Below are 26,116 nucleotides of genomic sequence, written 5' to 3' on the forward strand. Positions count from 1 at the left end.
ACGCGACACGCGGTGTTTCCTAGAGGTTGACAACACTGCACTGATGGCGCTCATCTCAGCGAACCCGCTGGGCAGTTCCTGTGTAGTAGCTGTTAGAGTTCAGCTCGACATGGCCGACATGGAACCCCCCGATCGCAAGCCCCAGCCGGACGGTTCGGACATGGGCTGGCGCGCGCTGGGATATCTGCTATCCGGGCTCATCTTCTGGGGTGGTCTCGGATACCTGGTCGACCTTTGGCTCGGACTGCCCAAAGTCGGGCTCCTGGTAGGGATGCTTGTCGGTGCTGCAGCAGGAATCTACCTGCTGATCAAGCAGATGTCGCCGTAACTTGACCGACACTGACTGAGAGGCGTGACTCGCGTGACCGACTCAGCCACCGTGCTGGCCGAAGGGGAATCCCACTTTCCGCCCGGCCTTCACAACTTTGACTTCCGTGACTGGTTCACCGGGCTCAGCGACACTGCCCTCGCCCACATGTTCACCACCATCACCTTCGGGGTGTGGGCCTCTGTAGCGGTCTTGATCGTCTTCTTCCTGTGGGCGTACCGCAAGCCCCAGATCGTGCCGACCAAGAAGCAGTGGATCGCCGAATCCGCCTACGGGTTCATCCGCAACACCGTCGCCATCGACCAGATGGGCAAGAAGGAGGGCGTGCGCTTCGCCCCCTACCTCGCGACGCTGTTCCTGTTCATCCTGGTCATGAACTTCTGGGCCATCGTGCCCGGCATCCAGATCTCCCCGAACTCGCACATCGCGTTCCCGCTGATGCTCGGCGTGCTCTCGTGGGTCGTCTACATGTTCGTGGGCTTCAAGAAGCACGGCTTCATCGGCTTCCTGAAGATGACCTGCGTGCCCCCGGGGGCGCCCTGGTTCATCTACCCGCTGCTGATCCCGATCGAGTTCCTGCAGAACATCATCCTGCGACCGATCACCCTCGCCCTGCGGCTCTTCGCGAACATGTTCGCCGGCCACCTCATCCTGCTGGTGTTCATCCTCGGCGGCTTCGAGATGCTCAACGCGGGCAACATCTTCGTCCAGGGCCTGTCGGTCTTCTCGTTCGCCATGGGCATCGCGATGACCTTCTTCGAGCTCATCGTCATCCTGCTGCAGGCGTACGTGTTCACCCTGCTGACGGGCATGTACATCCAGGGGTCCCTCGCGGACGAGCACTAGCGCTCCCCGAGCTTCCACCCCTCAACCACACAGTTTTCGCAATTGAAGAACAACGTGCGCGTGACGGACACGCCACGCTGACACCTAGGAGAAAAACGCCATGGAAGGCAGCCTCAACGTCGTCGGTTACGGCCTCGCTGCGATCGGCCCCGGTATCGGTGTCGCCCTGATCTTCGCCGCGTGGATCACCGCCACCGCTCGTCAGCCCGAGTCGGCCGGTATCACCCGCCCGATGCTGTTCATGGGCTTCGCCCTCGTCGAGGTGCTGGCCCTGTTCGGCCTGGTCCTCGCGTTCATCAACTCCTAACCACCACCTTACGGAGCGAACATGATTCACGCCGCCGAAGGGGGCACGGCGATTCTCTTCCCGATCTGGCAAGAGATTCTCGTCGGCGCCATCGCCTTCGGTCTGCTGTGCTTCGTGCTCATGAAGTTCGTCTTCCCCATGATGGAGAAGACCTTCGAGGCACGAGTGGACGCGATCGAAGGCGGCATCGAGCGGGCTGAGCGGGCTCAAGAAGAGGCCAATCAGACCCTCGAGGAATACCGTCGCAAGCTCGCCACCGCGCAGGAAGAGGCCGCCGCGATTCGCGACGAGGCTCGTGCCGACGCTGTGGCGGCCAAGGAGGAGATCCTCGTCTCCGCCCGCGAAGAGGCCAACCGCGTGATCGCGGCCGGCCACGCGCAGATCGAGGCCTCTCGCCAGCAGCTCGTCCGCGAGCTGCGCAGCGAGGTCGGCAACCTGGCCGTCGACCTGGCCGGGAAGATCATCGGCCAGCGTCTCGCCGGCGACGCCGACACGACGGCGACTGTGGACCAGTTCCTGTCCCAGATCGCCGACGACACGGCCGAGACGAGCGGAGCGCGCTGATGTCGACGACTGGACGCGAAAGCATCGAGGCCGGCCGGGCCGTGCTGGAGGCCGCTGCCTCCGGCGCCTCGGCCGAGCAGCTCACCGAGTGCGGCGATCAGCTGCTGGGAGTGACGAGGTTCCTCGTCGACCAGCCTCGGCTGCGTCGCGCCCTGTCCGACCCCGCCCGCACGGCGGACGACCGGGAGGGCCTGGTCCGCGGGCTCATCGCGGGCCAAGTGGGCGAGACCGCCGCTGACGTGGTGGCCACGCTCGTGCGCGGCCGCTGGGGCAAGCCGTCCGAACTGGTCGACGGCACCGAGCAGCTCGCCGTCAAGGCGCTGCTGCTCGCCGCGGCCAAGGACGGCAGCCTGGCCAACGTTGAAGACGAGCTGTTCCGCTTCGGGCGGCTCGTCGACGGCGACGCCGAACTGGCCTCGGCCCTGGGCGCTTCGGGCACCGACCCGAAGGGCCGGGCCGAGCTCGTCGAGCGCCTGCTCGCGGGCAAGGCCGAGCCGGTGACGGTGAAGCTGGCGTCCGCCTCGTGCTTCGGCATCGGCGGGCGCAGCTTTCACGCCTCGCTGGCCCACCTCGTCGAGGCCGCTGCCGCGGCCCGCGACGAGGCCGTGGCCTACGTGACCGTGGCACGCCCGCTCGACGAGGCCGGGGAGCGTCAGCTCGCCGCCAAGCTCACCCTGGTCTACGGGCGCCCTGTGGGGCTCAAGATCACGGTCGACCCCGCGATCGTCGGAGGCATCCGAGTGCAAGTCGGCTCGGAGCTGTGGGACGGTTCCGTCTCGCGCCGCCTCGACGAAGCCCGCCAATCCTTGGCCGGACGTTGATCCAGCCGGTAATGACAGAAAGGTAAACGTTCAGATGGCTGAATTGACCATCTCCTCTGACGAGATCCGTAGCGCGCTCGACGCCTACGTCTCGTCTTACCGGCCGGAGATCACCCGCGAAGAGGTCGGTACCGTCACCTCCGCCGGCGACGGCATCGCCGTCGTCGAGGGCCTGCCCTCCGTCATGGCCAACGAGCTCCTGGAGTTCGAGGGCGGCGTGATGGGCCTGGCCCTGAACCTCGACGTCCGCGAGATCGGCGCCGTCCTCCTGGGCGACCCGGTCAAGGTCGGCGAGGGCCAGTCCGTCAAGCGCACCGGCAAGGTTCTCTCCGTGCCGGTGGGCGACAAGTTCCTGGGCCGCGTCGTCGACGCCCTGGGCAACCCCATCGACGACCTGGGCGAGATCGAGGCCGAGACCGAGCGCGAGCTCGAAGCCCAGGCCCCCAACGTCGTCAGCCGTCAGTCGGTGTTCGAGCCGGTCGAGACCGGCATCAAGGCCATCGACTCGATGACCCCGATCGGGCGCGGCCAGCGCCAGCTGATCATCGGCGACCGCAAGACCGGCAAGACGCAGGTCGCGATCGACACGATCATCAACCAGCGGGCCAACTGGGAGTCCGGCGACCCCGACAAGCAGCTGCGCTGCATCTACGTCGCGGTCGGCCAGAAGGGCTCCACGGTCGCCGGCATCAAGGGCATGCTCGAGGCGCACGGCGCGATGGAGTACACCACCATCGTCGCGGCGAACGCCGACGAGCCGGCGGGTCTGAAGTACCTGGCGCCCTATACCGGTTCGGCCATCGGCCAGCACTGGATGTACGGCGGCAAGCACGTCCTCATCGTCTTCGACGACCTGTCGAAGCAGGCCGAGGCGTACCGGACCGTGTCGCTGCTGCTGCGTCGTCCCCCGGGCCGCGAGGCCTTCCCCGGTGACGTCTTCTACCTGCACTCCCGTCTCCTCGAGCGCTGCGCGAAGCTCTCGGACGAGCTGGGCGGCGGTTCGATGACGGGTCTGCCGATCATCGAGACCAAGGCCGGCGACATCTCGCAGTTCATCCCGACCAACGTCATCTCGATCACCGACGGCCAGGTGTACCTCGAAGAGGGCCTGTTCAACTCGGGTGTGCGTCCGGCGATCAACGTCGGTACGTCCGTCTCCCGTGTCGGTGGCGCCGCGCAGACCAAGGGCATGCGCTCGGTCGCCGGTTCGCTGCGTCTGGACCTGGCCCAGTACCGCGACCTGGAGGCCTTCGCGGCCTTCGCTTCCGACCTGGACGCCGCGTCGCGGGCCCAGCTGGACCGCGGTCTGCGCATGGTCGAGCTCCTCAAGCAGGGTGTGGCCGAGCCGCTCCCGATGGGCGAGGAGACCATCTCGATCTGGGCCGGCACCGCCGGCGAGCTCGACGACATCCCCGTCGGGGAGGTGCGCCGTTTCGAGAGCGAGTTCCTCACCTACATGCGCGCCAACCACAAGGACGTCGTCGCGCAGCTCACCGTCGGCAAGGACAAGGTGGCAGGCGACATCGAGGACACCCTCAAGCGCGCCGTCGCCAAGTTCAAGAAGATGTTCAAGGCCAACGCCGACAGCCTGCACGTGACCGACACCGCTGAAGACGCCCTCGAGGGCGACGTGGACGTCGAGACCGTCAAGCGCGTCAAGAAGGGTTAGCCATGTCAGCGCAGCTTCGTACCTTGCGTAAGCGGCTGAAGTCGACCCAGTCCATCAAGAAGATCACCAAGGCGCAGGAGCTGGTCGCGACCAGCCGCATCGCCAAGGCTCAGGAGCGGGTGGCGGCTTCACTGCCGTACTCCCGCGCCATGACCAGCGTGATGACGTCTCTGGCGTCGAACGCGTCGATCAACCACCCGCTGCTGCAGCCGCGCAAGGCGGTTCGGCGTGCGGGCGTGCTGGTGGTCACGGCGGACAAGGGGATGTGCGGCGGCTACAACGCCAACGTCATCCGCACGGCCGAGCAGCTGGTCTCGCGCCTCGCCGAAGAGGGCAAGCAGCCGATCCTGTACGTCGCCGGCCGTAAGGGCGTCGACTATTACAAGTTCCGCTCGCGCGAGATCGAGCAGTCCTGGATCGGGTTCTCCCAGCAGCCGAAGGTCTCGGACGCGCAGGAGATCACGCGGACGCTGCTCGCGGCGTTCATGTCCGGCGCGGACGACGAGGGTGATGACGCGGGAGCGGACGGTATCCTCGGTGTTGACGAGCTGCACATCGTGCACACCAAGTTCGTCTCACTGCTGACGCAGACCCCTGAACCGCGGCAATTGGCTCCCCTCGAGGTCGAAGAGGTGGAGGAGGACGAGCTCGACGAGCACGTGCTGCTCCCGGACTACGAGTTCGAGCCGAACCCGGAGGCGCTGCTCGACGCGCTGCTGCCGAAGTACTTGACGACTCGCATCTACGCGGCGTTGATCGACGCGGCGGCCAGCGAGTCGGCGTCGAGGCGTCGGGCCATGAAGGCCGCGACGGACAATGCCGATGAAATGATCAAGACCCTGCGGCGGAGCGCGAACGCGGCGCGGCAGGCGGCGATCACGCAGGAGATCAGCGAAATCGTGGGCGGGGCCAGTGCCCTTTCCGCCGCAGGAAGAGAGTAACGATGACTGACACTCAAGGAGTGGGGCGCGTCGTACGGGTCATCGGGCCGGTCGTCGACGTCGAGTTCCCTCGAAACGCCATCCCGGCGATCTTCAACGCACTCCACGTTGACATCGCCTACGGCGACACCCGGAAGACCCTGACCCTGGAAGTCGCCCAGCACCTGGGCGACAACCAGATCCGCGGCATCTGCATGGCCCCGACCGACGGCCTCGTCCGCGGTACCGAGGTCCGCGACACCGGCGGCCAGATCAAGGTCCCGGTCGGCGACGGCATCAAGGGCAAGGTCTTCAACGTGCTCGGCGAATGCCTCAACCTCGCTGAGGGCGAGGTCCTCGAGGCCGACGACTACTGGGAGATCCACCGCCACGCCCCGGCGTTCGCGCAGCTGGAGCCGAAGACCGAGATGCTGGAGACCGGCATCAAGGCGATCGACCTCCTCGCCCCGTACGTCAAGGGCGGCAAGATCGGCCTGTTCGGCGGCGCCGGCGTGGGCAAGACGGTGCTCATCCAGGAGATGATCATCCGTGTGGCCCAGAACTTCGGTGGTTCCTCCGTGTTCGCCGGTGTCGGCGAGCGCACCCGTGAGGGCAACGACCTCATCGCCGAAATGGCCGAGGCCGGCGTCCTCCCGAAGACCTCGCTGGTCTACGGCCAGATGGACGAGCCGCCGGGCGTGCGTCTGCGCGTCGCCCTGTCGGCCCTGACGATGGCCGAGTACTTCCGCGACGTCAAGAACCAGGAGGTGCTGCTCTTCATCGACAACATCTTCCGGTTCACGCAGGCCGGTTCGGAGACCTCCGCGCTGCTGGGCCGCATGCCCTCGGCCGTGGGTTACCAGCCGACCCTGGCGGACGAGATGGGTGAGCTCCAGGAGCGCATCACCTCGCTGCGCGGCAAGGCCATCACCTCGATGCAGGCTGTGTACGTCCCCGCGGACGACTACACCGACCCGGCGCCGTTCACCGCGTTCACCCACCTGGACGCGACGACGAACCTCGAGCGGAAGATCTCCGACAAGGGCATCTACCCCGCGATCGACCCGCTGGCCTCGAACTCCCGCATTCTGGAGCCCGAGGTCGTCGGTGCCGAGCACTACGCGGTGGCCAGCCAGGTGAAGCAGATCCTGCAGAAGTACAACGAGCTGCAGGACATCATCGCCATCCTCGGCATGGACGAGCTCTCGGAAGAGGACAAGCTCGTCGTGGGCCGCGCGCGCCGCATCGAGCGCTTCCTGTCGCAGAACACGTTCGCGGCGAAGCAGTTCACCGGCGTCGAGGGCTCGTTCGTCCCCGTCAAGGAGACCGTCGAGGCCTTCAAGAAGATCGCCGAGGGCGAGTACGACCACTTCCCCGAGCAGGCGTTCTTCATGTGCGGTGGCCTCGAGGACCTGCACAAGAACGAAGAGGAGCTCCGCAAGAAGGGCTAGCCTTTCTCTGCAGCGCTTGACGGGAGCGGCCCCGGAACCAATGGTTCCGGGGCCGCTTTCCCATGTCTAGGGGGAGTCTTCGAGGGGCGCCCGCAACGTCGGCGGTTTACCACACTCTTCTCAAGCTGGCCAGAGGAGGCTAAGGTTCGGCCATCAACATTTCATAACGAAGTTCTCGTGTCGCTGGTCTCAGTAACACATAATGTGCGATTATCGCAACATGAAGCTTGACGATGGATGGGCCGCGATTGGCGAACGTGTCCGCAGGATACGGGTAGCGACAGGCCTGACCCAGGCTGAGCTTGCGGACGCCATTGGCTTGGACGATCGAAGTGCCGTGTCGAAGATCGAACGCGGAGAGCGCCGTATCGATGGGATGGAGCTCGTCGGCCTCGGCCGGGCGCTCAAGGTGCCGCTCGATCATTTCATCGAGGATCCTCCTCAGGTCTTCGCCCGGCGCAGCAGCGCCTTGGTGGCAGAGGAGACCACCGAGGACGAAACTGCGATGTTCCGGCTTCAAACCGCCCTGGTGGCCTGGAGGAACGATGTTCGCCAGCTGATCGGCTTCGGCGTGCTGAAGGTCCGGAAGCCGCTCCTGTATCCGGGCGCTCAGGAGCGCCAGGACGATGGGCGAGAAGCGGCTCGGTGGCTTCGAAAACGGTTGAATCTCGCTAGCGAGCCGATCGAGACGCTCATGCGCCCGGCTGAAGCCGTCGGCCTCCTCTACGCGGTGATGGTGCTGGACGGGGAGAAGAATGACGAAGGCGCGAGTCTCAACGCCGGTGACTTCTCGGTGGCGATCCTCAATCGCCAGTCTGACGTCGGTAGACGCCGAGCGACCGCAGCCCATGAACTCGGCCATGTGCTCCTAGGGGACGACTTCAGTACTGATATCGGAGTCCACGCTTCCAAGGAGGACCGCGAGGCCGTGATCGATGCCTTCGCTTCCGAGTTTCTCCTGCCTGCGGTCGTGCTCAAACGCTTTGCTGTCGGGTTGAACCGCACCGACCTGATACGTCTGGCAGCGGAGTACAAGGTTTCCTGGTCACTGGCCATCAGGCAAGCGGAGCTCGCCGAAGTGATCAGTGACCGCGATGCGAAAGACTGGGCTGGGCAGACCCCGACCTACACCGAGTTCATGGACTCCCTGGGCTGGGCCCCACAACCTGACCTGGAGAAGGTGGTGGTCTCCCCTTCGGTGGCTCATGCGGTCATGACGGCGTATTCACGGAGTCTGATCTCCGCGGACCGCGCCGTCGAGATGATGCGCGGTCAAATCCGGAGAGACCAGTTGCCTGAGGTCGACGAGGTCGACAGCCTGTGACGGAGAACCTCGATTGCAGCGGTTTCGTTTTCGACACGACTTCCCTGAGCCACTTCGCCCTCATCGATCGGATCGACGTGCTCGGTGACTTTGTGCGCTCGGTTCCTTGCGGCACTTCTAGTGTCGTTCTGGAGGAGATCAGGCAAGGCGTTTCGAAGCATCCGCAGCTCGGCGCTATTTCGGGTCAACAGTGGTTGGCGCACCATCGAATCGATGACAGTATTGCGCGCCTTGGCAGGTTCGTGGAACTGTCCTCTGTGTTCGGAGCGCAGAACGGCCGGAACTTCGGTGAGGCCAGTGTCCTCGCCGTGGCGATGGAACTCGGAGCCACGGCGATCATCGACGACTTGAGCGCCAAGCGAGTGGCCCTGGCGCACTACGGCGCCGTTCACGGGACCCTCTGGCTCTTGGCCGAGGTTTGGCGGACCGGCGGAGCAACTGAAACGCAACTGTGCAACCTCGTGGATCAGCTCGCGGACTCGGGAATGCGTCTCCCATGCAAGGGCGGCGAGTTCCCTGACTTCGTGAAGGGGAACAAGCTCGGCCGGTGGTCAAGAGCCAAGCGTTAGCGAAGCGGCCCCGGAACCATTCGGTTCCGGGGCCGCTTGCTGCTTGCTCAGATGCCGCGGCCGCGGCGGTGCAGGGCTGCCATGACGGCCGGGACGCCGACGATGCCCGCCGCCGCTGCCGCCGCGACGGCCGCCCGGGGCTCGCTCGGGTTCGCCTTCGTGGCCCGCAGGGCCCAGCGGAGGGCCTCTTTGCGGTCGCCGGTGGCGGCGTGCCAGCAGGCGATCTGGCCGTAGACGCGCGCGGCGCCCTCGGGGCTGCCGTGGATCTCGGGGTGGCGGTCGAGGATCCAGCGGAGCGAGGAGATCTTGGTGTCCCAACGGGTCTCGAAGTGCGAGCCGGCCCAGTTGACGAGCGCGTACGGCACGTCGACGTGGGCGATCGGGCGCCGCCGGGAGGCCCGCAGGAGCATGTCCCAGTCCTCGTTCTGGCTGCCGGGGGCGTCTTCGGCGACGAGCCCGAGCCCGCCGAGGAGGGCCGAGCGGCGGAACAGGAACGTGGAGGAGTGCAGCATCATCATGCGCGAGCGGAGCAGGTCCCCGTGCCGCACCATGGTCTTCTGCGCCAGGCGCGAGTTGCGCCGGCCGCGGTAGTCGACCTCGATCGCGGTGGTGCACAGCTCGGCTTCGGTGCCGAGCGCGGTCACCTGCGCGGCGAGCTTGCCGGGGAGCCATTCGTCGTCGTCGTCGAGGAACGCCACGAGATCGGTGTCCAGCGCGGTGATCCCGGTGTTCCGGGCCCCGGCGAGGCCGGGGGTGCGCTCGTTCTTCACGACGCGCACGGGACGGTCGCCGTCGACCGCGAGCTCTTCGTCCACTTTGGCGCGGTCGAAGACCACGACGACTTCGAGCGCGCCGGGGTAGAACTGGGTCAGTACCGAGCGCAGCGCCGCGCGCACCTGCTGGGGGCGGTTGTGCGTGGGGATGACGATGCCCACCGAAGGCCAGTCAGTCACGGGCGATCACCTCTTCCAGAACGGGTTCGTCCACAGGGGCCTCCTCGTCGTCGAGGTAGCCGTAGCGGCCCAGGAGGGGCCGGGTCAGGGTCGAGACCATGCGCCGGGTGCCGTCGGGCAGGTCCTCGGTCCAGGCCTCGTCGGGGTAGATCGGGATGCGCCCCACGGTGAACCGCATCGGGTTGCCGGCCGCGGAGTGGCTGGGGCCCAGGTCGGCCCAGCCGTCCCCGATGAAGTTGTAGTCCGATTCCACCAGGTCCAGGCCGCAGAAGCGGCCCAGCGAGGCGATCACCTTGCGGGGGCGCTGGATGATCCGCTCGTAGCGGACGCGCCGCACGGGGACGCCGCGGCGGGCGAGGAGGCTGAACGCGGCGTTCTGCGCGTTCCACAGCATCGCGGCCTTCGCGGGGGAGTAGCGGGTCATCTGGTCGCCCGTGGGGGACTCGGGGCGGGCCACCTTCTTCGTCCACGAGTAGGCGACGCCGCGCGAGTCGCGCACGACGTGCAGCACCCGCAGGTCGATTTTGGGGGACCAGCGCAGGCAGTACGCGAGCGAGGCGTGCTTGGAGGAGTCGACCACGACCTGCGCGCGCGTGTCCTTGGCGGCGGCGGTGTAGATCTTCTCGAAGTACTCGGCATACTCGGTGACGAGCTGGTGCTGCGCGGGCGCGAGGCGCTTCGCCGCGAGCGCCGGGATGTGCCGAGTTCGGTCCACAGTGGCCTTGAGGGCGTTGAGGCGCTCGACGTCGACCTGCTCCCAGGACCCGAAGGCGCGCTGCCCGATCCGCTGCCAGAACTCGCAGTGCGAGAACGTGGCGCCGCAGGCGCACATCTCGTTGCCCACGAGGTCCCGTTCCCACAGGTGGGTGATCTCGCCGAGGGGGACGACGCCGGGGAGCTGTCCGAGCAGGCGTTCGAGGAGCGTCGTGCCGCTGCGTCCGAGGCCTCCGATGAAGACCACTTTGACGCGGTTCTCGGACTCCACGGCCGTGTCGGCGATCTTCGCGCTCACTGATCCCTCGCTCACCTGGTGCTCCACTGCTGTCGGGGCCGCGATCCGAGTCGGGCTCGGAAACCTGCAGATGCCCCTTGATGATTCGTATAACGACCCGGGGTGGGGTGGGGGACACGCCCTGTCGCCGAATTTCCCGGAAAATCGCACGCGGACCTCTAACGTCTGATCGCATGGAGCGTTTGGGCCCTTCGCGCGCGGACCGCCTCGGCGGCGCGCCCTCCCCCCGCGTCACGTTGGGCGGCATCGCCATCGACCCCGTCACCGAGGCCGAGGCCGTGGCGCGCGTGATGGACGCGCTCGAGGCCGGGCGCGGCGGCCAGATCGTGACCCCGAACGTGGACATCGTCGCGGCCGCCCGCCGCAGCCGCGAGCTGCGCGCCATCATCGCCGCCTCGGACCTCGTGGTCGCGGACGGCGCGCCGCTCGTATGGGCCTCCAAAGTGGCCGGAACGCCGCTGCCGGCCCGCGTCGCCGGCTCGGACCTCGTCTGGTCCCTCTCCGCAGCGGCCGCCACGCGCGGCCTGCGCATCGCCCTCCTGGGCGGCACCCCGGACGGCGCCGCGCGCCCCACCGAGCGTGCCGCCGACCTCCTCGAATCTCGTTACCCGGGCCTCAAAGTGGTCGGCGCCTGGTGCCCGCCCATGGGCTTCGACCGCGACGAGTCGCAGTGGCGGGCCCTCGTCGAACGCGTCGAAGCGGCCGCCCCCGACCTGGTCTACGTCGGCCTCGGCTTCCCCAAGCAGGAGCACGTGATGGTGCGCCTGCGCGCGATCGCCCCGGACGCGTGGTTCCTCGGCTGCGGCGCCAGCATCGACTTCATCGCCGGGTACCGCCGCCGCGCCCCGAAATGGATGCAGCGCACCGGCACCGAGTGGATCTTCCGGATGCTCTCCGAGCCGCGCCGCCTCGTCCGCCGCTACCTGAAAGACGACGTCCCCGAAGCCGTGCGCCTCCTCGCGGAGGCCTACCGGGAACGTCGTCGCGCGAACTCGGAGGTCTAGCGCCGCCGTGCGATGTACACGACGTCCGTGGCCCACTTCGACATCGGGGACGCCAGCGCGGCGTCCGCGGCCTTCGCGGCCCAGCCCCACGGGGCGCGGTAGCAGCCCTGGGTGAACAGCGTGAAGCCCTGCATGCCGACCAGCTCGAAGCCGTGGCGCGAGAAGAGGTCCCGCATCTCCTGGTGCGAGAGCTCCTGGAACCACGTGCTCGCGTCGAGCCGCCCGAAGGTCTTGCGCAGGTGCCGCAGCGATGAGGCGTTGCCGTGGTTCTCGACCAGCAGCAGCCCCGAGTCCGAGTCCGGCAGCGCCGCGGAGGCGAAGTCCATCAACTGGTCGCGCAGGTGCAGGTCCACATTGAGCACGAAGCGGAATGCGGTGACCAGCGCCGGGCGGCTCGGGTCGACCTCGGGCGAGGCCAGGCCCGGGCGCACCAGGTGCGCGTACCCAGGGGTGCCGAGCTCGCGCCCCTTCTGCAGCATGGCCTCCGAGGTGTCGTAGCCGTGCGAGACCGCGCACAGCCCAGCGAGCATCCGCGAGACGCGGCCGGTGCCGCACGCGAAGTCGTGGTGGGTCGGCTTGGTCGCGAACGCGTTCGGCACGAAGCCGCGCAGCCATCCGGCCTGGCGGTTGGAGACGATCGACGAGAACGTCCCGGGCGCGTACGTCCGCTCGGCGTACTTCTCTACCGCGGTCGGGTCCTGGAACACCTCGGTGTAATTGCTGGCCACGAAGTCCCTTTCAAGTTCAGATCCTGTGGCGGTAGCGCAGCAGCGCCACCGCCCACGCGAGGCCCGCGGCCGCGAGCGCGGCCGTCGTCCAAAGTGGGCCCAGCGGTGCCGCCGCCAGCGGCAGGACCCCGAATCCGAGACCGGCCGCAAGCAGCGCCCGCCTCGTCAACGCCCCGAACGGGTGCAAGCCGAATGTGCGCCACAGTTGCGCGAGTGGAACCAAATTATTGACCAGAACCGCCGCCGACCACGCGATCGCCGCGCCGACGACCCCCATGGAAGGGATCAACGCCAGGTTCAACCCCACATTGACGACGAGTGAAATCGAGACGTCGATCAACTGCCACGAGGTCTTCCCGGCCATGGCCAGCATCGAGTCGACCACCCCGCACGCGGAGCTGCACATCATGGCGGGCACCAGGATCCACACCACGAGCCGCGCGTCCGCGCTGACGTACTCGCCGCCGAACAGTCGCAGGTACCAGTCCGCGAGCAGGCCCACGCCGAGGTATACGGGCCACGTGATCGCCACGATCCACGCCGTCGACTCCTGGTACAGCGACAGCGCCGACGCGGGCCTCCCGGACGCCATCGCGGCGGCCGCGCGCGGCTGCACCGACTGCCCGACCGCGCCCGAGGCCATCTGCCCGACGATCACGAACCGCGTCGCCACCGTGTACACGGCCGCCGCGCCCAGCCCGGCCAGCGCCGCGACCATGATGATGTCGAGCCGCTGCAGACCCAGCTGCGCCACGCCCGCCGCCGCGCGCGGCGCCGTGAACCCCCAGAATGCCCGGGCCGAGACCCGGTCCGGGAAGCCCTGATCGGCGCGCGAGCGCCGGTGCCGCCGCGCCAGGTACCAGCCCGCCGCGACGGCCGCCGGCAGGTACGGCAGCACCCACGCGAACGTGATCGTGAGCGGCGAAGCGGTGCCCGCCAACGCGATCGCCCCGAGTCCCACCAGTTGCGCGACGGTGCGGCCGAGCTTGTCGATGAGGACCGAGGGCCCCATGAGCCGGTACCCGCGCGTCGCGGCGAGCAGCGCCTCCAGCGCCACGGACGCCGGCAGGAACACCGCGATGAGCCGCACCAGGTCCGGGCTCTGGAACATCGGCGCCGCGAGCAGCAGCCCGAACGCCGTCGCCATCGACGCGATCGCGGCCGGCCACAGGCCGAGCTTGAGGACCGAGCCGACCGCGCCGTCCCGCCCGTTCTGGTGCAGCCGCGCCACCCAGTACACGAGCCCCGTGGGCGTGCCCAGGCGCGCGATCGCGCCCGCGAGCAGGAACACCGAGGTCGCCGCGAAGAACGCGCCCGCCTCGACGGGCGAGAGCGCCACCGCCGCCAGCCACGTGACCGCCAGGCCCCCGAGGCCGGAGACTGCTGCGCCCACGAGGTTGACGAGGCCGCCGCGGGCGGTCCCGCGCAGCTCTTCGCGTCCTGCGTCCTCTGCTGTGGCGGCGGCCGTCAGCGCCGCCAACTCGGCACGCCTCCCAGCCACTCCACGAGCCGCTCGTCGTAGGGCCCGTAATGCTCGGTCAGCTGCTCGCGCAGGGCCGCGGACATCGGGGAGGGACGCCCGCGCGCGTTGTGCCGCGCGAAGGCGAACTCCCCGAGCCACGGCAGCCCCAGGAACCGCAGCACGCGCTCGAACGCGTCCTCGGGCCTGGAGAAGAACTCCCCGGAGTCGAGCACCAGGACCTTGTCCCGGCCCACCTGCTCCGCAAGCGGCTCAAGGTAATCGGTGTACCGTCCCCGCGCCGTGTAGGCGTGGTGCTGGTGGTCGAAGTCGTAGAGCGAAGGGTCGGCCCGCAGCCGCTCCTCCTTGCCCGCCAGCCGGGCCTCCTCGGCCGCGACGGCCTCCTCGAAGTCCGCGATTGGCTCGAACCCGCGCGCCACCTCGTGCGCGTGGTGCGACCACGCCCGCTCCACCGGGTCGCGCACGAGCACGATCACCTTGACCCCCGGCAGGTCCCGCGCGAACCGCGTCGCCGCCAGCGGGTGGTACAGGTAGTACGGGCTCGACTCGAAGCCGATCGGCGCGAGGCCGGTGTGGTCGGCGATGCGCCGCGAGGCCGCCTGCGTCGGGAAGTGCCCCCGGTACCAGGACATGCCCTTGTCGTAGTCGGTGTCGAAGTAGTGCACGCCCTTGTGGAACACCGGTTTCAGTATCGCCGGGTGCTGGGCCAGGGCCCGGTACAGGGACGTCGTGCCGCAGCGCTGGCCGCCGCAGATGAGCAGGCCCGGGAGGATCCGGGACGAGGCCGTCAACCGCCCGAACGTGCGGGAGGAGTGCCCGACGACGGCCTTCAACTGGCTCGGGATGCGCTCCCGGAGCGTCCTTTGGCTCACGACTGGCCCCCTGTCTCCGAAGCGGTGCGCTGGCGCGCGATGTGGCGCAGGAGCGTCGGCAGGAGCCAGCGGCCCAGGGCGCCCAGTGCTGCGCCGGCGCGCTCGGCCTGGTCGCCCATGTAGCGGGCGGCGAGGTCGACGAGGTACAGCAGCGCGGTCGGCTCGGCCTCTGCGGGCGCGATCCCCATGGGCGCCAATACGGAAGGCGCTTCGGCGACGAGGCCGAGCACGGCCGTGGTCGGGTCCGCGCCGCGCGTCACGATGTGGTCCTGGAGGCGGTAGTGGGCGGCGTCGAACCCGTAGGGGACGCCGGTCTCGAACCGCTCGAGGTCCCACAGGTACACCAGGGCCTCGGTCTCGCGGGTGTTCCACGGGGACCAGTCGCCGTGCCACGCGCCGAAGGTCAGCTCCGTGCCCGAGAACCGGTCGAGCAGGGTCTCCCCGGCGGTCTGGAGCGTGTCCGCGTCCGTCTCGCCGCGGTCGGTGAGGTCCTTGAGTCGGGCGCGAAGCCTTGCGGCGTAGTCGGATTCGCCGAGCGGAGAGCGCAGGGTCCCGCAGGCGTCGGCGAGTTCGCGCATGGCGGCGGTGCGGCGCGAGGGCCCGAGATCCGAAGGCGCGTCCCAGGACGGGAGCGCGGAGGTCACCATCAGGTTGTGGCCGTTCCAGTTCCCGGCGTGCAGGAGCCGGGGCACCCGCACCAGTTCGAGGTCGCAGAACTCGCTGAGGCGCCGCGTCGCGTTGGTCTCGGCTTCGACGAGTTCGCGCGTGAGCGGGTTGACCCCGAGCTTCGCGAAAGCGACCGTGGTCGCGTCGCCGTCGAGGATCTGCAGCACCGGCTTGCGGTTCGCCCGCGCCGGTCCGATGTGGATGCTCAGGTGCACCTCGTGCCCGAGGACGGAGGCGAGGTGGTCGTCGATGCCTTCGGCGCCGCCGACTTTGATGCGGTGCGGCAGCAGCATCCGGTCGATGCCGAGGCGCAGGGCCCACACGGCGGCGTCGCGCTTGAGGCGCGCGCCGCGCGCGGCGGGCCGGGCGTAGCGGGTCAGCGCGGCCGCGGCGACCTTGCGGTCGGACGCCGGGATGAGTACGCGCGGCTTGCGTCGGCCCGGCACCACGATGTACGGCCGCGTTGCATCTTGCTGCGCCGCACCGGGGTACAACTGGTCCACCACCTCCGCGAGGTAGGTCGCGCGCCTGCGCAGGTCATCGGCGGTCTTCAGGGCTCGGCTCATCGGTTCTCCGTCTCTGGGCCGTGGTGTGACACCTCGGGCAGGCGGCCCGCGGCGAGGAGGACGTAGCTGAGCAGGGTGAACAGGAGGGGCGTCACGAGGGCGTTGTAGTAGAACATGGTGATCAGCGAGAAGCCGACGACGGCGCTCCCGGCGATGCCGACCGCGGTGTGGTCGTGTCGGAACCGCCACAGGACCGCGAGCGCGAACCCGAGGTAGGTGACGGCGCCGAGGATCCCGTGGGCGAACATGACCTGCCAGAGCTGCCCGTTCCCGCCGAGCGTGCGCCCGCCGCAGCGCGGGCATTCGGGCGTGGGGCCCACGGCGATCGACTCGCCCGAGCCGAGCGTCTTGCGCGTCGACCCGAACCCGATCACGGGGGAGTGCTCGAGCACCAGCTCCGTCGCCCGCTCGGACGAGAACGCCCGGCCCTCGTCGGAGTGCCCGTGGTCGAGCCGGGTCTGCACCACCGTCCCCAATGGTGTCAGGACCACGAGCAGCACTGCGGCGCAGGCGGCCCCGCCCAGGGCGAGCATTCCGCCGGGCCGGCCCGAGACGAGCAGCCGGAGCGCCGCGAACACCGCGATGGCGGCCAGGCCGAGCCACAGGCCGCGGTTCATCGAGTACACGGCGGGCACGAGCGAGACGACGAGCAGCGCGACCGCGGCGGCCCGCCACTTCGCCTTCACCGGTGTGCAGAACGCCGCCACGAGGAACCAGACCGCGGTGATGGCGAAGTTGTTGCCCCACGTGTTGGTGTAGCCCCACGGGGCGGCCGGGCGCGGCGTGTCGTACCCGAGGAAGTCCATGGTCTGCGCGGCCGCCGGGTGCACGAGCGACTGGACGAACCCGTCCTTCGCCACGGCCTTCGGCAGCAGCGCCTCCACCGGCGACGTGTACTCGAACGACCCGAAGAACGTGCCGAGGAACCCGCCCGCGACGGTGACCACGAACAGCCACCCGAGCAGCCGGACCAGCTTGTCCCGCTTGAGCTTCCCCTCCGCCAGCAGGTTGTACGCCCACAGGGCGATGAGGGTGCAGCAGCAGTAGAAGCCGAGCCGGAACGTCGCGCCGGGCAGGCTTGAGAACCACGTCTCGCGCACCGTCCCCGGCGGGTCCACGCCCAGGTTCGCGAGGCTCAGCGTGACCGCGAGGAGGAACAGCAGCCACCACCCGAACGCGGGCGGCACCGCGATCGACCTGCGCCGCACCAGCTTCACGGCCGCGACTGCCGCGACGAACGGGATCACCAGGACGCCCATGCCGAGCGCCCACCACAGCGGGAACCCCGCGAGCAGCCAGGTGAGCGAGGCGCCTTCGCGGTCGCCGCGAGCGGCGGGGTCGATCCGGACGCGCCCGGCCGAGCGGGCGGCCGCGAGGAGCGTCATCGCGACTCGGCGGCGGGAACGGCCGGGATGACCTGGGTCGCCGCCGCCTCCTCGCCTGCGACAGGCTCGAGCGAGTCCGTGGGCGTCTCGTCCTGCGACACCTTGCGCCGCGCCGGCGTCTCACGCCGTGCGCCGGGCAGCGGCACCGAGTTCATGGGCCCCAGCACGTTCGGCAGCAGGACCGCCCCGAGCAGCGGCGTGTCGATCTGCCGCATCGCCAGAGCGGCGGCGGCGGTCTCGCCGATCGAGTCGCGTCCGGCCTGGACGGCGAGGATCACGGCGTCGGCGTGCCCGGCGAGCAACTGGGCGTCCGCGCTGCACGACAGCGGCGGCGCGTCGACGACCACGAACCGACCGGCCTCGGCGAGTTTGGAGAACGTCTCGGCGGCGGCCTCGCTCGTCGGACCGGTGGCCCGGGCGGCGGCGCCGGGGCCGATCACGTTGAGGCTCGGCTGGCGCGGCGCGGCGTGCGTGGCCTCGCCGAGGTCCACCCGGCCCGACCACACGTCCGCGAGGCCCGGCACCGAGTCCGTGCCGAACAGCTCCGGCAGGCCCACGGTGGTGCTCGGATTGGCGGCGACGGCGGTGGCGCGGTCGCCCGCGCGGGCCATCGCGGTGGCGAGGTTCGCGGCGACGACGCTCGCGGCGGGGCCGGGGGCCACGCCGGCGACGACGATGACGCGCTGGTCGTGCGTCAACTGCGAGGACACGACATTGCGGAGCTGGGAGAACACCCGGCCGCCGGGGCTGTAGGCGCCGAAGACCTCGCGGCGCTGGAACTTCACGGCCGGCGGCACGGAGGCGAGCACCTCCAGTTCGCAGCGTTCGACCAGGTCGGTCGGGTAGGCCACCTTGCGGGCCAGGCGGTGCCGGGCCCAGGCGAGCATGAGGCCGAGCGGCAGGCCGAGGCCGAGCGCGGCGGCGAGGTTGAACATGGCGTTCGGGCTGACCGGGGCGCCCGGCACGGAGGCCTGGTTGATGACCCGGCCGGGCGAGATCGCGCCCTGCTGGGCCTGGAGGTCGGCGATCTCGGCCTCGAACTCCTCGGCCTGCTGGCGCAGCCCGTCGAGGTCGGATTCGAGCCGGGCCCGGCCGTCGTCGCCCGAGTCCATCCCTGACAGCTCGTCTTCGGCGGCGGCGATGTCCTCGTTCACGGCGTCCAGGCCGACCGTGGCGGTGGCGATGGCGCTGTCGAGCGAGGCGGTGGCACCGGAGCGGCGGTGGTCGAGGTAGGCCTCGCTGAACGCGACCGACCCGGCCCGGGCCGCTTCGGGCGTGTTGGCGCGGTAGGCGATCTCGAGCACGGCGGTGTTGGGCGGCACGGTGACCGAGACGCGCGAGACGAGGGCGTCCGGGTCGTCGGCGCCGAGCGCTTCGGCGGCGGCCACCGCGACCTCGGTGGACTTGACGAGCTGGGCCTCGGTGTCGAGGTTGACCTGCCCGGCGGTGCGGGCCCCGGCGACGGCGGTGTCGCTCGGGGTGGGCAGCACCAGGATCGACGAAGTGGACTCGTAGACCTCCTCGCTCATCGAGGTGTAGGCGAACCCGGCGGCCAGCGCCGCGGCCACCGTTCCGACGATGAGCCACCAGGAACGGCGGACGATGACGCCGTAATCGGCGAGCGTGCGGGCGGCAGGGGTCCTCAACGCGAAGGCCTTTCTCGTTCTCTGAATCTCGTCTGAGTAACGAGCGACGCGACCTTGAGGTGACGGCTGCGCGGCGTCCACGCGCGCCGCGCGCGGGGTTGGGGTTGTGTTTGCGGGAGCAGACTAGTAAAAACCATTTTGTTCGCTAATATGGTGATTCGCTGCATTTGAGCGTGGATCACATTGGACGGAAGAAGGTGGGCGATGAGCGACACCGGCACGCGCCAGACCCTTCGGGCGGGCCGCGGCATCGTGACCGTCCTGGCGGTGCTCCCGCTGGTCTTGGCGGGCTTCGTGGTCGGCTACGGGGTCGGCTTGGACGGGGACCGCCTCGGCGACACCGTCGGGGAGGCCTGGCAGGACGGCAACGGGACCTACGACCACGAGCCGCTCGAGGCCTCCTTCACCGCCACCGAGATCACCGTCCCGGCGCCCGAATCGCCCGCCGTGCTGCCCGTCGGCTATTCCACGGACCTCGGCATCGCCGTCTCGTACCTCCAGTTCGCACTCGACGAGTCCACGGTCCGGCCCGACCACACAGCCGAGCTGCGCCTGCCCGTCGCCGTCCCGCCCGACGGCGAGGGCATGATCGTCGAGGTCGCCTCCGTGCGCTCGGTGCCCTGCCTGTGCACGCTCACCGCTGACACGGCCCCGCCGTACGGCGAGGTCTGGGACGCGGTCGAGGTCGACGCGGGCACCACCGAAGCGGTCTTCGACGTGACCGGCGCGATCAACGCCCCGGGCCGCTACGGTTTCGCGGTGACGACCCCAGACCGCGACTCGTACCTCGAGTTCGCGGGCACCGAGTACGAGACGGGGCCGAGCCTGCGCACCGTCTCGCAGGTGCCGCCGGTGAGCCCTGTGTCGCCGAGCCTGGATCCGACCGCCCCGCCCACGGGCTCCACGCCGGACCCGACCGCCGCGCCGACGAGCCCGGCGCCCACTTCGGACCCGACCGCCGCGCCGACCACGCCTCCCGGGGCGCTCCCGGTGGATCCCGATCAGTCGCCGACGCCGTCCGAACCGCCGCTGCGGCCGGATCCGGGCTCTGGAGAGTCACCGACGCCGCCGGTCGCCGGTCCGCCGTCGCAGCCGGATCCCGGCTCAGGGGAGGCGCCGACTGCGCCCGTCTCCGGCCCGCCGCTGCAGCCCGAGTCCGGTCAGGCCGTGGACACGCTCAACGAATGCGTCACGAACGAGAAGCTCGTGCCCAACTGCGGGACCCTGATCGGCGCCGCCGCCGGAGGGAAGACCTCGCAGGACAAGGAGGACGCCTTCCTCAAATTCGAGGCCACAGTAGAGCGAACGCAGCAGATCTACCACGCGTACGAGCGGTCGGACGACAGGCTGTTCCCGACCGCGGACCAGATCGCGCTGACCGAGGACCCGGAGCATCCGCGGACCCTGTTCATCAACTGGAAGCCGCAGATGGCGAAATGGGCCGAGATCGCCGCGGGCGACCCGGAGGTGGACGACTTCCTGGACCGGCTCGCCGAGCACATCAACGCGAACTTCGACAAGCCGTTCTTCTTCACCGTCCACCATGAACCCGAGAACGACGTCGTCGCTCGACCGGGATCGGGCATGGAGGCCAAGGACTACGCGGCCATGTACCGCTACGTCATCGAGCGTCTGCGCGCGCACGGCGTGGACAACCTCGTGTCGGTCATGAACTACATGGGCTACCTCAAATGGGTCGAGGTGCCGTGGCACGACGACCTGTACCCCGGCGAGGACGTGGTCGACTGGATCGGACTGTCGGGATACGGCCAGACCCTCAAGGACGACGGCCGGTTCGACTTCGGCGAACTCCTGGACACGGCCCATCCCGCCTACGGCTGGCCCGGCTATTACCACTGGGTCGCCGAGCAGCATCCGGACAAACCCATGATGCTGGCCGAATGGGGCGTCTTCACCGATGACGACCACCCGGGCCATCAGCAGACGGTGTTCGAAGCCGCGATGCAGCAGATGGCGCACTATCCGAGACTCAAAGCGATCGTCTACTTCTCGTCGCCGAACGCCGAGGGCCGCAATTCCGAAGTGGACCAGGATGCGGACGCACTGGAAGCTTTCAGGACCCTGATGCGCTCGCAGTACCTCGACGTGAGGCTCAACCTGGAACCCGCCGAACCGCCGAAGTAGCAGGCCGCGCCGGCGGTCACCGCTTCAAGTCGGACCTCGCGGGCCGGGCTCAGCCCTCGGCCTGCGGGGCCTTCGCGTGGCGCTTGTAAGGAGACACGAAGCGGTCGCCCGGGATCCAGAACCGCCAGGCCGTGTCGGCCGCCTTCGTGATGCCGGTCCGCGGCCCCGCGGACACCGCCGCCGCGCCGTCGCCCCGGCGAACGGCGCCGATCATGTCGCGGCCGTCGTCCTCGCGGTCCCAGCCCAGCGCCTGCGCCAGCCGCGCCGGACCCCGCGCGAGATCCCGGTCCGAGATGCTCGCGCCGCGCCGCTCGCGCGCCGCCTCGACACCCTCGACGACCTCCCCGGCCCGCAGCAGCACCGCCGCGCCCGAGCCGTCAGGCCCGCACACCAGGTTCGCGCAGTAATGCATCCCGTACGTGAAATAGACGTAGAGGAACCCGGGCGGGCCGAACATGACCGCCGTGCGCTTCGTCTCGCCACGGAAGGAATGCGAAGCCGGATCGTCCTCGCGGTACGCCTCGACCTCCGTCAGCCGCACCGTCACGCCGTTGGCGGTCACCATGCAGCCCAACAGCTCCGGGGCCACCCGCACCGAATCGCGCTCGAAGAACGAGCGCCCCAGCGCAGCGCTCACGCGCACCCGGTCGGCGCGTCCGCGGCCGCCGGGACCTTCTCGGCGATCACCGTCGACAAGTCGTTGAGCACGTCGACCGGCTGATCGTTCGCCTCAGGGACGCTCACGCCCACCGGCACCTGCCGGTCGAGCGTCGTCCACTCCAGACCGGCCTCGTCCGAATACCAGCAGACCCCGTTGAGCTTGTAGACCAGCGCCGTGTCCTCCACCGCGACCGGCTCGACCCCGCAGGTCGCCACCGCCGCCGGATCGCCGTACGCCAGGACCGACTCCGCCGCGCCGGCGCCGCCCTCGACCGGGCGCGCCTGCAGGCCGCCGGCCGTCTCCGGGGCGGTCGCCGTGAGCGCCAAGCAGATCACCGCGTCCTCCTCACTGAGAGCGGGAGCCGCGACCGACACCGGCGACAGGTCCTCGTGCACCGGCTCCGCCTCGGGCGCGATCGCGTTGAACACCAGCACGCCCGCGACCACCGCGACCGGCACCGCCACCACGGTCGCCACGATCGCCGGAAGCCGCGACTTCTTCTCGGAACCCATCGGGAACCGCTCCTCAGTCGTTGAGAATCGAACAGGTCAACGTGCGGGTAATGCCCGCCACCCGCTGGACTCTACTCACCACCAGCGTCCTGAGATGATCGGCGGAGGCGGCCTCGGTGAGCACCACCACGTCATACGGGCCGGTGACGATGTCGACCCGGACCACGCCCTCGATCGCCGACACCTCCTCGGCCACCTGGTCGGCGGTGCCGACCTCGGACTGGACCAGAATGTACGCCTGCACCATGTGACAGGCCTCCTCAGGAGAACGGGCAAGAAGGGATCGTGGGGTCGAACCCGACACGGGCGGGCCTGACCGCTTCGCGATCACCCTTGAGCGAAGATTACCCAGTCATCGACCGACCTTCCAACACCGAGGAATGAGCCCCACGTGAGTGAGACCGTCGCCGAAGTCGGCGAGTTCCGCCTCATCGAGCGCTTCACGCGCCACTTCGCGGCCACACCCGCCGTCGTGCTCGGCCCCGGCGACGACGCCGCCGTCGTCACCGCCCCCGACGGCCGCGTCGTCGCCTGCACCGACATGCTCGTCGAAGGCAACCACTTCCGCCGCGACTGGTGCTCCGCCGCCGACGTCGGCCACAAGGCCGCCGCCGCCAACCTCGCCGACATCGCCTCCATGGGCGCCCGCCCCACCGCCCTCCTCGCCGCCGTCGCCGCCCCCCAGGACCTGCCCGCCGAATGGCTCGAAGGCCTCGCCTCCGGCCTCGCCGCCGAAGCCGCCGCCGTCGGCGCGGCCGTCGTCGGGGGCGACACCACCCGCGGTGAACTCCTCACCGTCACGGTGACCGCCCTCGGCGACCTCGAAGGGCGCGAACCCGTCACGCGCTCAGGGGCCAAGCCGGGGGACGTGCTCGCGCTGGCGGGCCGGATCGGCTGGGCCGCCGGCGGCCTGAACGTGCTCTCGCGCGGCTTCCGCTCTCCGGGCGCGCTCGTCGGCGCCTACCGCAGGCCGCAGCCGCCGTACGCGGCCGGTCGTGACGCCGCCCTCATGGGCGTGCGCGCCATGATCGACGTCTCGGACGGCCTCCTCGCCGACATCGGTCACATCGCCGACGACTCGGGCGTCGCGATCGACGTCGACACCACGGCCCTGCCCGTCCCCGAACCGATGCGCAACGCCGCCGAAGCCCTCGGCGCGGACGCCCGCAACTGGCTCCTCTCCGGCGGCGAGGACCATGCGCTGGCGGCGGCCTTCCCGCCCGACGTGCTCCTGCCGGAAGGCTGGCGCCGCATCGGCACCGTGAGCGAAGGCGCCGGCGTCACGGTCGACGGCCACCGCTGGACCGGCCCGACGGGCTGGGACCACTTCGTGAAGGAGTAACGCGGTCCGACCGGGCTCGGCCGGCCAGGCTCGGACGGCCGACCGGCGAGGCGGCGCGGATTCTGGCGAAGACGTCGGCGGCGGGCGCGGGCGAGCGGGCGGGTGCTGACCTACCCGCCCAGGGTGGGTAGGTTCCCGCTGCCACCTTCGCACCCGGGTCTGACAAGAACGGGCTGGTTTCGCCTCCCATGTCGGCACTATCACGATTCGCTGGAGCCGGGGCGCTTCAGCTCGGGCGAGACCCAGGCGTGAGGCCGGTGTCGGCCCCCGCGTCCCGCCCGAAAGAGCGATCATCATCGGCGTGAGGCGTGAGGCGTGAGGCGTGAGGCGTGAGGCGTGAGGCGTGAGGCGTGAGGCGTGAGGCGTGAGGCGTGAGGCGTGAGGCGTGAGGCGTGAGGCGTGAGGCGTGAGGCGTGAGGCGTGAGGCGGCCGCGTCCCCGCCCGATCGCGACCGTTCTCCGGGTACGACAAAGCGCCGCCGGGGCGATGCCCCGGCGGCGTAAGACTTCGCGGCGTCAGCCCTTAGCGGGTGACCTTGCCGGCCTTGATGCACGAAGTGCAGACCTTGGCGCGGCGCTTGTTGTCACCGGAGCCAGTCGCGATGCGGATGGTCTGCAGGTTCGGGTTCCAACGACGACGGGTCTTCTTGTGGGACCACGGGACGTTGTTGCCGAAGCCCGGGCGCTTGGCGCAGACTTCACACACGCTCGACATAATCCAAAACTCCTGCATTGACGTTCATTCGGCCCACCCCGACGGCGGGCAACCCGGTAATTCTAACGGACCCGGCGGACCGCCGGCCATCCAGGTGGCGGGACCTGCGCCACAGCCCCCGGAGACTGCCGTCCCCGGCGGCCGGGCCGACTCGGTGCGGGTCGGGTCCTTCCCGGGCGGAACACCTGTGCCGCAACCGGACCCAGGCCCGGATCGCGCCGGTTCGTCGGTCCTCCCAGGACGCTCCGCGGCGGCGCTGTGCTGTGGCGGCTGCCGCGGTCGGCTACCGTTGGTGACTCTAGGATGGGTTCAGATCCCGTAGGCTGGCCGCATACACATGATGTGCCGATGCCCATATCTTCTTTGGTGAGTCGAACATGAGCCACACCCCGCAGCAGCCTGCCGACGGCTGGCAGCCGCCGCAGCAACAGCCCCCGGTGTACCGCCCCAACGAGCAGCCTCCCCAGGAGGAGCAGCCGCCGTGGTCCCCGGAGAGTCAGCGCATGGCGCAGTCGGGCCGGCAGGGCCCGGTCGAAGAGGACGGGACCGTCAAGTACGTCGGCGGACCCGGCCACGTGTCGCCGCAGCAGTTCGGTCCGCCCCCGGGCGTCCCGGTCTCGCCGTTCGACGCCCCGCCGCAGCAGGCCTTCCAAGGCATGCCCCCGCAGCCGCAACCGCAGCAGCCGTTCCAGGCGTCCCCGCCGCCCCCGGCGGCCTCCGACCCGTTCGGCCCCTCCGGCGGTTACCCCGTGTCCGGCATGCCGGTCTCCGGGATGCCGCCGGTCTCGTCCATCCCCGCTTCCGGGATGCCGGTCTCGGGCATGCCCGTGTCGTCCCCGGCGGGCCAGCCGCCGTTCGGCGGCGGCCAGTTCGGCCCCCAGGGCGGCCAGCTCGTCCCGGTCTCGGGCGGCGCGCAGCCGTGGGGCGCCCCGGACACGATCCAGCGCAAGAACAAGAAGAAGGGCGGCAAGGGCCCGATGTGGCTCATCGTCGCCGGGATCGTCGTCGTCGTGCTCGCGCTCGGCGTCGGCGGCTTCATCCTCTTCAACCCGTTGGACAAGGGCGACGACACCACCGGCACGATCGAGAGCAGCGGGGCCGTCGAGGAGGAGCCGGAGACGCCGCTCACCGTCTCCGCGGACGCCTCGGGTCTGAGCATCCTCTCGCCTGAGGGCTCGGCCCCGGCCGAGAACGTGCCGGGCGGCTTCACCGCCGCGACCGGCCTGACCCTCGGTGAAGGCGGACCGACGGCGTTCTTCGGCGCCCTCGACCCGGCCGCGATCGGCGTCGCCGCGGAGGTCCCGATCGCCGACCTCGGCACGAACCTGCAGAACCTGGCCGCCACCTGGGCGGGCGGGACCGCCGAAGGCGTCGAAGCCGTCCAGTACCGGGTCGACGCCCGGCCCGCGCAGTTCAGCACCTTCACGGTCGGCGACCTGACCGTGATGACCGCGATCATCGAGAACGGCGACGGCTACGTCGGCTTCGTCGGGTCGGCCACCGCCGACCAGGTCGAAGTCCTCGAAGCGGCCCGCAGCAGCCTCAGCTTCGGCTCGTAGCGACACCAAGGCATCGGCCGGCCCCCCCCCGCGAGCGCGCGGGGCCGGGGGGGGTACCGCGGTGGGGGCACA

The 26,116-nt window shown here is 69.7% G+C and carries 26 protein-coding genes; 14 read left to right on the plus strand and 12 right to left on the minus strand.

All coding sequences use genetic code 11. The features are described 5' to 3' along the window. Window positions 1–43 precede the first annotated feature (43 nt). The 10 genes from O2L01_RS07760 (at window position 44) to O2L01_RS07805 (ending at window position 8,799) form a co-directional block, all read left to right on the plus strand. On the plus strand, window positions 44–328 hold the full coding sequence (locus tag O2L01_RS07760) for an AtpZ/AtpI family protein (protein ID WP_270121341.1): 285 nt from the start codon (window positions 44–46) through the stop codon (window positions 326–328). A 33-nt stretch (window positions 329–361) separates the two neighbouring features. Beyond that, complete coding sequence (gene atpB, locus O2L01_RS07765) at window positions 362–1,174, plus strand: F0F1 ATP synthase subunit A (RefSeq protein WP_344469055.1); 813 nt, start codon at window positions 362–364, stop codon at window positions 1,172–1,174. Window positions 1,175–1,274: 100 nt separating this feature from the next. Beyond that, window positions 1,275–1,481: an ATP synthase subunit c family protein gene (locus O2L01_RS07770; protein WP_208495318.1), complete on the plus strand. Its 207-nt coding sequence runs from the start codon at window positions 1,275–1,277 to the stop codon at window positions 1,479–1,481. Window positions 1,482–1,502: 21 nt separating this feature from the next. Further along, window positions 1,503–2,045 (plus strand): F0F1 ATP synthase subunit B, encoded by a 543-nt coding sequence (locus O2L01_RS07775; protein WP_270121343.1) that lies wholly within the window; start codon window positions 1,503–1,505, stop codon window positions 2,043–2,045. Next, complete coding sequence (locus O2L01_RS07780; protein WP_270121344.1) at window positions 2,045–2,866, plus strand: F0F1 ATP synthase subunit delta; 822 nt, start codon at window positions 2,045–2,047, stop codon at window positions 2,864–2,866. Before O2L01_RS07775 ends, O2L01_RS07780 begins: the two co-directional genes overlap by 1 nt. A 34-nt stretch (window positions 2,867–2,900) precedes the next feature. Then, window positions 2,901–4,535: a F0F1 ATP synthase subunit alpha gene (gene atpA, locus O2L01_RS07785; protein ID WP_270121345.1), complete on the plus strand. Its 1,635-nt coding sequence runs from the start codon at window positions 2,901–2,903 to the stop codon at window positions 4,533–4,535. Between the two features lie 2 nt (window positions 4,536–4,537). After that, on the plus strand, window positions 4,538–5,476 hold the full coding sequence (locus O2L01_RS07790) for a F0F1 ATP synthase subunit gamma (RefSeq protein ID WP_270121346.1): 939 nt from the start codon (window positions 4,538–4,540) through the stop codon (window positions 5,474–5,476). Window positions 5,477–5,478: 2 nt separating this feature from the next. Further along, entirely contained in the window at window positions 5,479–6,906 is a 1,428-nt protein-coding gene (atpD, locus tag O2L01_RS07795) for a F0F1 ATP synthase subunit beta (RefSeq protein WP_270121347.1), read from the plus strand. A 220-nt stretch (window positions 6,907–7,126) separates the two neighbouring features. After that, complete coding sequence (locus tag O2L01_RS07800; RefSeq protein ID WP_270121348.1) at window positions 7,127–8,230, plus strand: helix-turn-helix domain-containing protein; 1,104 nt, start codon at window positions 7,127–7,129, stop codon at window positions 8,228–8,230. Next, on the plus strand, window positions 8,227–8,799 hold the full coding sequence (locus tag O2L01_RS07805) for a hypothetical protein (RefSeq protein WP_270121349.1): 573 nt from the start codon (window positions 8,227–8,229) through the stop codon (window positions 8,797–8,799). The genes O2L01_RS07800 and O2L01_RS07805 overlap by 4 nt, the downstream gene beginning before the upstream one ends. Window positions 8,800–8,846: 47 nt before the next feature. Here O2L01_RS07805 and O2L01_RS07810 read toward each other — a convergent pair whose 3' ends face one another. Then, window positions 8,847–9,752 carry a glycosyltransferase family 2 protein gene (locus O2L01_RS07810; protein ID WP_270121350.1) on the minus strand — a complete coding sequence of 302 codons (906 nt, stop codon included), beginning with the start codon at window positions 9,750–9,752 and terminating at the stop codon, window positions 8,847–8,849. Next, window positions 9,745–10,779 carry a sulfotransferase gene (locus tag O2L01_RS07815; RefSeq protein WP_270121351.1) on the minus strand — a complete coding sequence of 345 codons (1,035 nt, stop codon included), beginning with the start codon at window positions 10,777–10,779 and terminating at the stop codon, window positions 9,745–9,747. Before O2L01_RS07815 ends, O2L01_RS07810 begins: the two co-directional genes overlap by 8 nt. A gap of 158 nt (window positions 10,780–10,937) precedes the next feature. Between O2L01_RS07815 and O2L01_RS07820 the strand changes: the two genes are divergently transcribed. After that, window positions 10,938–11,768: a WecB/TagA/CpsF family glycosyltransferase gene (locus tag O2L01_RS07820; RefSeq protein ID WP_270121352.1), complete on the plus strand. Its 831-nt coding sequence runs from the start codon at window positions 10,938–10,940 to the stop codon at window positions 11,766–11,768. On the opposite strand, the gene O2L01_RS07825 is transcribed toward O2L01_RS07820, so the two are convergent. Genes O2L01_RS07825 through O2L01_RS07850 form a run of 6 tightly spaced genes read right to left on the minus strand, consistent with a single transcriptional unit; the run spans window position 11,765 to window position 19,111 of the window. After that, window positions 11,765–12,496: a class I SAM-dependent methyltransferase gene (locus O2L01_RS07825; RefSeq protein WP_270121353.1), complete on the minus strand. Its 732-nt coding sequence runs from the start codon at window positions 12,494–12,496 to the stop codon at window positions 11,765–11,767. The two genes, O2L01_RS07820 and O2L01_RS07825, sit on opposite strands and share 4 nt — an antisense overlap. A gap of 16 nt (window positions 12,497–12,512) precedes the next feature. After that, window positions 12,513–13,976, minus strand: a complete 1,464-nt coding sequence (locus O2L01_RS07830) for an MATE family efflux transporter (protein ID WP_270121354.1) — start codon at window positions 13,974–13,976, stop codon at window positions 12,513–12,515. Next, window positions 13,964–14,848, minus strand: a complete 885-nt coding sequence (locus O2L01_RS07835; RefSeq protein ID WP_270121355.1) for a sulfotransferase family protein — start codon at window positions 14,846–14,848, stop codon at window positions 13,964–13,966. Before O2L01_RS07835 ends, O2L01_RS07830 begins: the two co-directional genes overlap by 13 nt. Next, window positions 14,845–16,080 (minus strand): hypothetical protein, encoded by a 1,236-nt coding sequence (locus O2L01_RS07840; protein WP_270121356.1) that lies wholly within the window; start codon window positions 16,078–16,080, stop codon window positions 14,845–14,847. Before O2L01_RS07840 ends, O2L01_RS07835 begins: the two co-directional genes overlap by 4 nt. Next, entirely contained in the window at window positions 16,077–17,465 is a 1,389-nt protein-coding gene (locus tag O2L01_RS07845) for a hypothetical protein (protein WP_270121357.1), read from the minus strand. Before O2L01_RS07845 ends, O2L01_RS07840 begins: the two co-directional genes overlap by 4 nt. Beyond that, window positions 17,462–19,111, minus strand: coding sequence for a Wzz/FepE/Etk N-terminal domain-containing protein (locus O2L01_RS07850; RefSeq protein ID WP_270121358.1), 1,650 nt, complete (start codon window positions 19,109–19,111; stop codon window positions 17,462–17,464). The genes O2L01_RS07845 and O2L01_RS07850 overlap by 4 nt, the downstream gene beginning before the upstream one ends. 204 nt (window positions 19,112–19,315) lie before the next feature. Between O2L01_RS07850 and O2L01_RS07855 the strand changes: the two genes are divergently transcribed. Further along, the gene (locus O2L01_RS07855; protein ID WP_270121359.1) at window positions 19,316–21,256 is read left to right on the plus strand and encodes a glycosyl hydrolase; all 1,941 of its coding nucleotides are present in this window, start codon (window positions 19,316–19,318) and stop codon (window positions 21,254–21,256) included. 49 nt (window positions 21,257–21,305) lie between these two features. Here the strand turns inward: O2L01_RS07855 and O2L01_RS07860 are convergent, their stop codons facing one another. Genes O2L01_RS07860 through O2L01_RS07870 form a run of 3 tightly spaced genes read right to left on the minus strand, consistent with a single transcriptional unit; the run spans window position 21,306 to window position 22,676 of the window. Further along, window positions 21,306–21,899, minus strand: a complete 594-nt coding sequence (locus O2L01_RS07860; RefSeq protein ID WP_374727625.1) for a DNA-3-methyladenine glycosylase — start codon at window positions 21,897–21,899, stop codon at window positions 21,306–21,308. After that, window positions 21,890–22,429, minus strand: a complete 540-nt coding sequence (locus tag O2L01_RS07865; protein ID WP_270121361.1) for a DUF3515 family protein — start codon at window positions 22,427–22,429, stop codon at window positions 21,890–21,892. Before O2L01_RS07865 ends, O2L01_RS07860 begins: the two co-directional genes overlap by 10 nt. Before the next feature lie 13 nt (window positions 22,430–22,442). Further along, window positions 22,443–22,676: an Lrp/AsnC family transcriptional regulator gene (locus O2L01_RS07870; protein ID WP_270121362.1), complete on the minus strand. Its 234-nt coding sequence runs from the start codon at window positions 22,674–22,676 to the stop codon at window positions 22,443–22,445. A gap of 144 nt (window positions 22,677–22,820) precedes the next feature. On the opposite strand from O2L01_RS07870, the gene O2L01_RS07875 reads away from it, so the two are divergent. Then, complete coding sequence (locus O2L01_RS07875) at window positions 22,821–23,771, plus strand: thiamine-phosphate kinase (RefSeq protein ID WP_270121363.1); 951 nt, start codon at window positions 22,821–22,823, stop codon at window positions 23,769–23,771. 522 nt (window positions 23,772–24,293) lie between these two features. Here the strand turns inward: O2L01_RS07875 and rpmB are convergent. Further along, a complete protein-coding gene (rpmB, locus tag O2L01_RS07880) occupies window positions 24,294–24,485 on the minus strand; it encodes a 50S ribosomal protein L28 (RefSeq protein ID WP_030157716.1) in 192 nt (63 codons plus the stop codon). Window positions 24,486–24,862: 377 nt separating this feature from the next. Here rpmB and O2L01_RS07885 point away from each other — a divergent pair, with 377 nt between their 5' ends. Continuing rightward, window positions 24,863–26,044 (plus strand): hypothetical protein, encoded by a 1,182-nt coding sequence (locus O2L01_RS07885; protein WP_270121364.1) that lies wholly within the window; start codon window positions 24,863–24,865, stop codon window positions 26,042–26,044. Window positions 26,045–26,116: the final 72 nt, after the last annotated feature.

The organism is Glycomyces lechevalierae, from assembly GCF_027622945.1.
GTDB lineage: Bacteria > Actinomycetota > Actinomycetes > Mycobacteriales > Micromonosporaceae > Glycomyces > Glycomyces rutgersensis.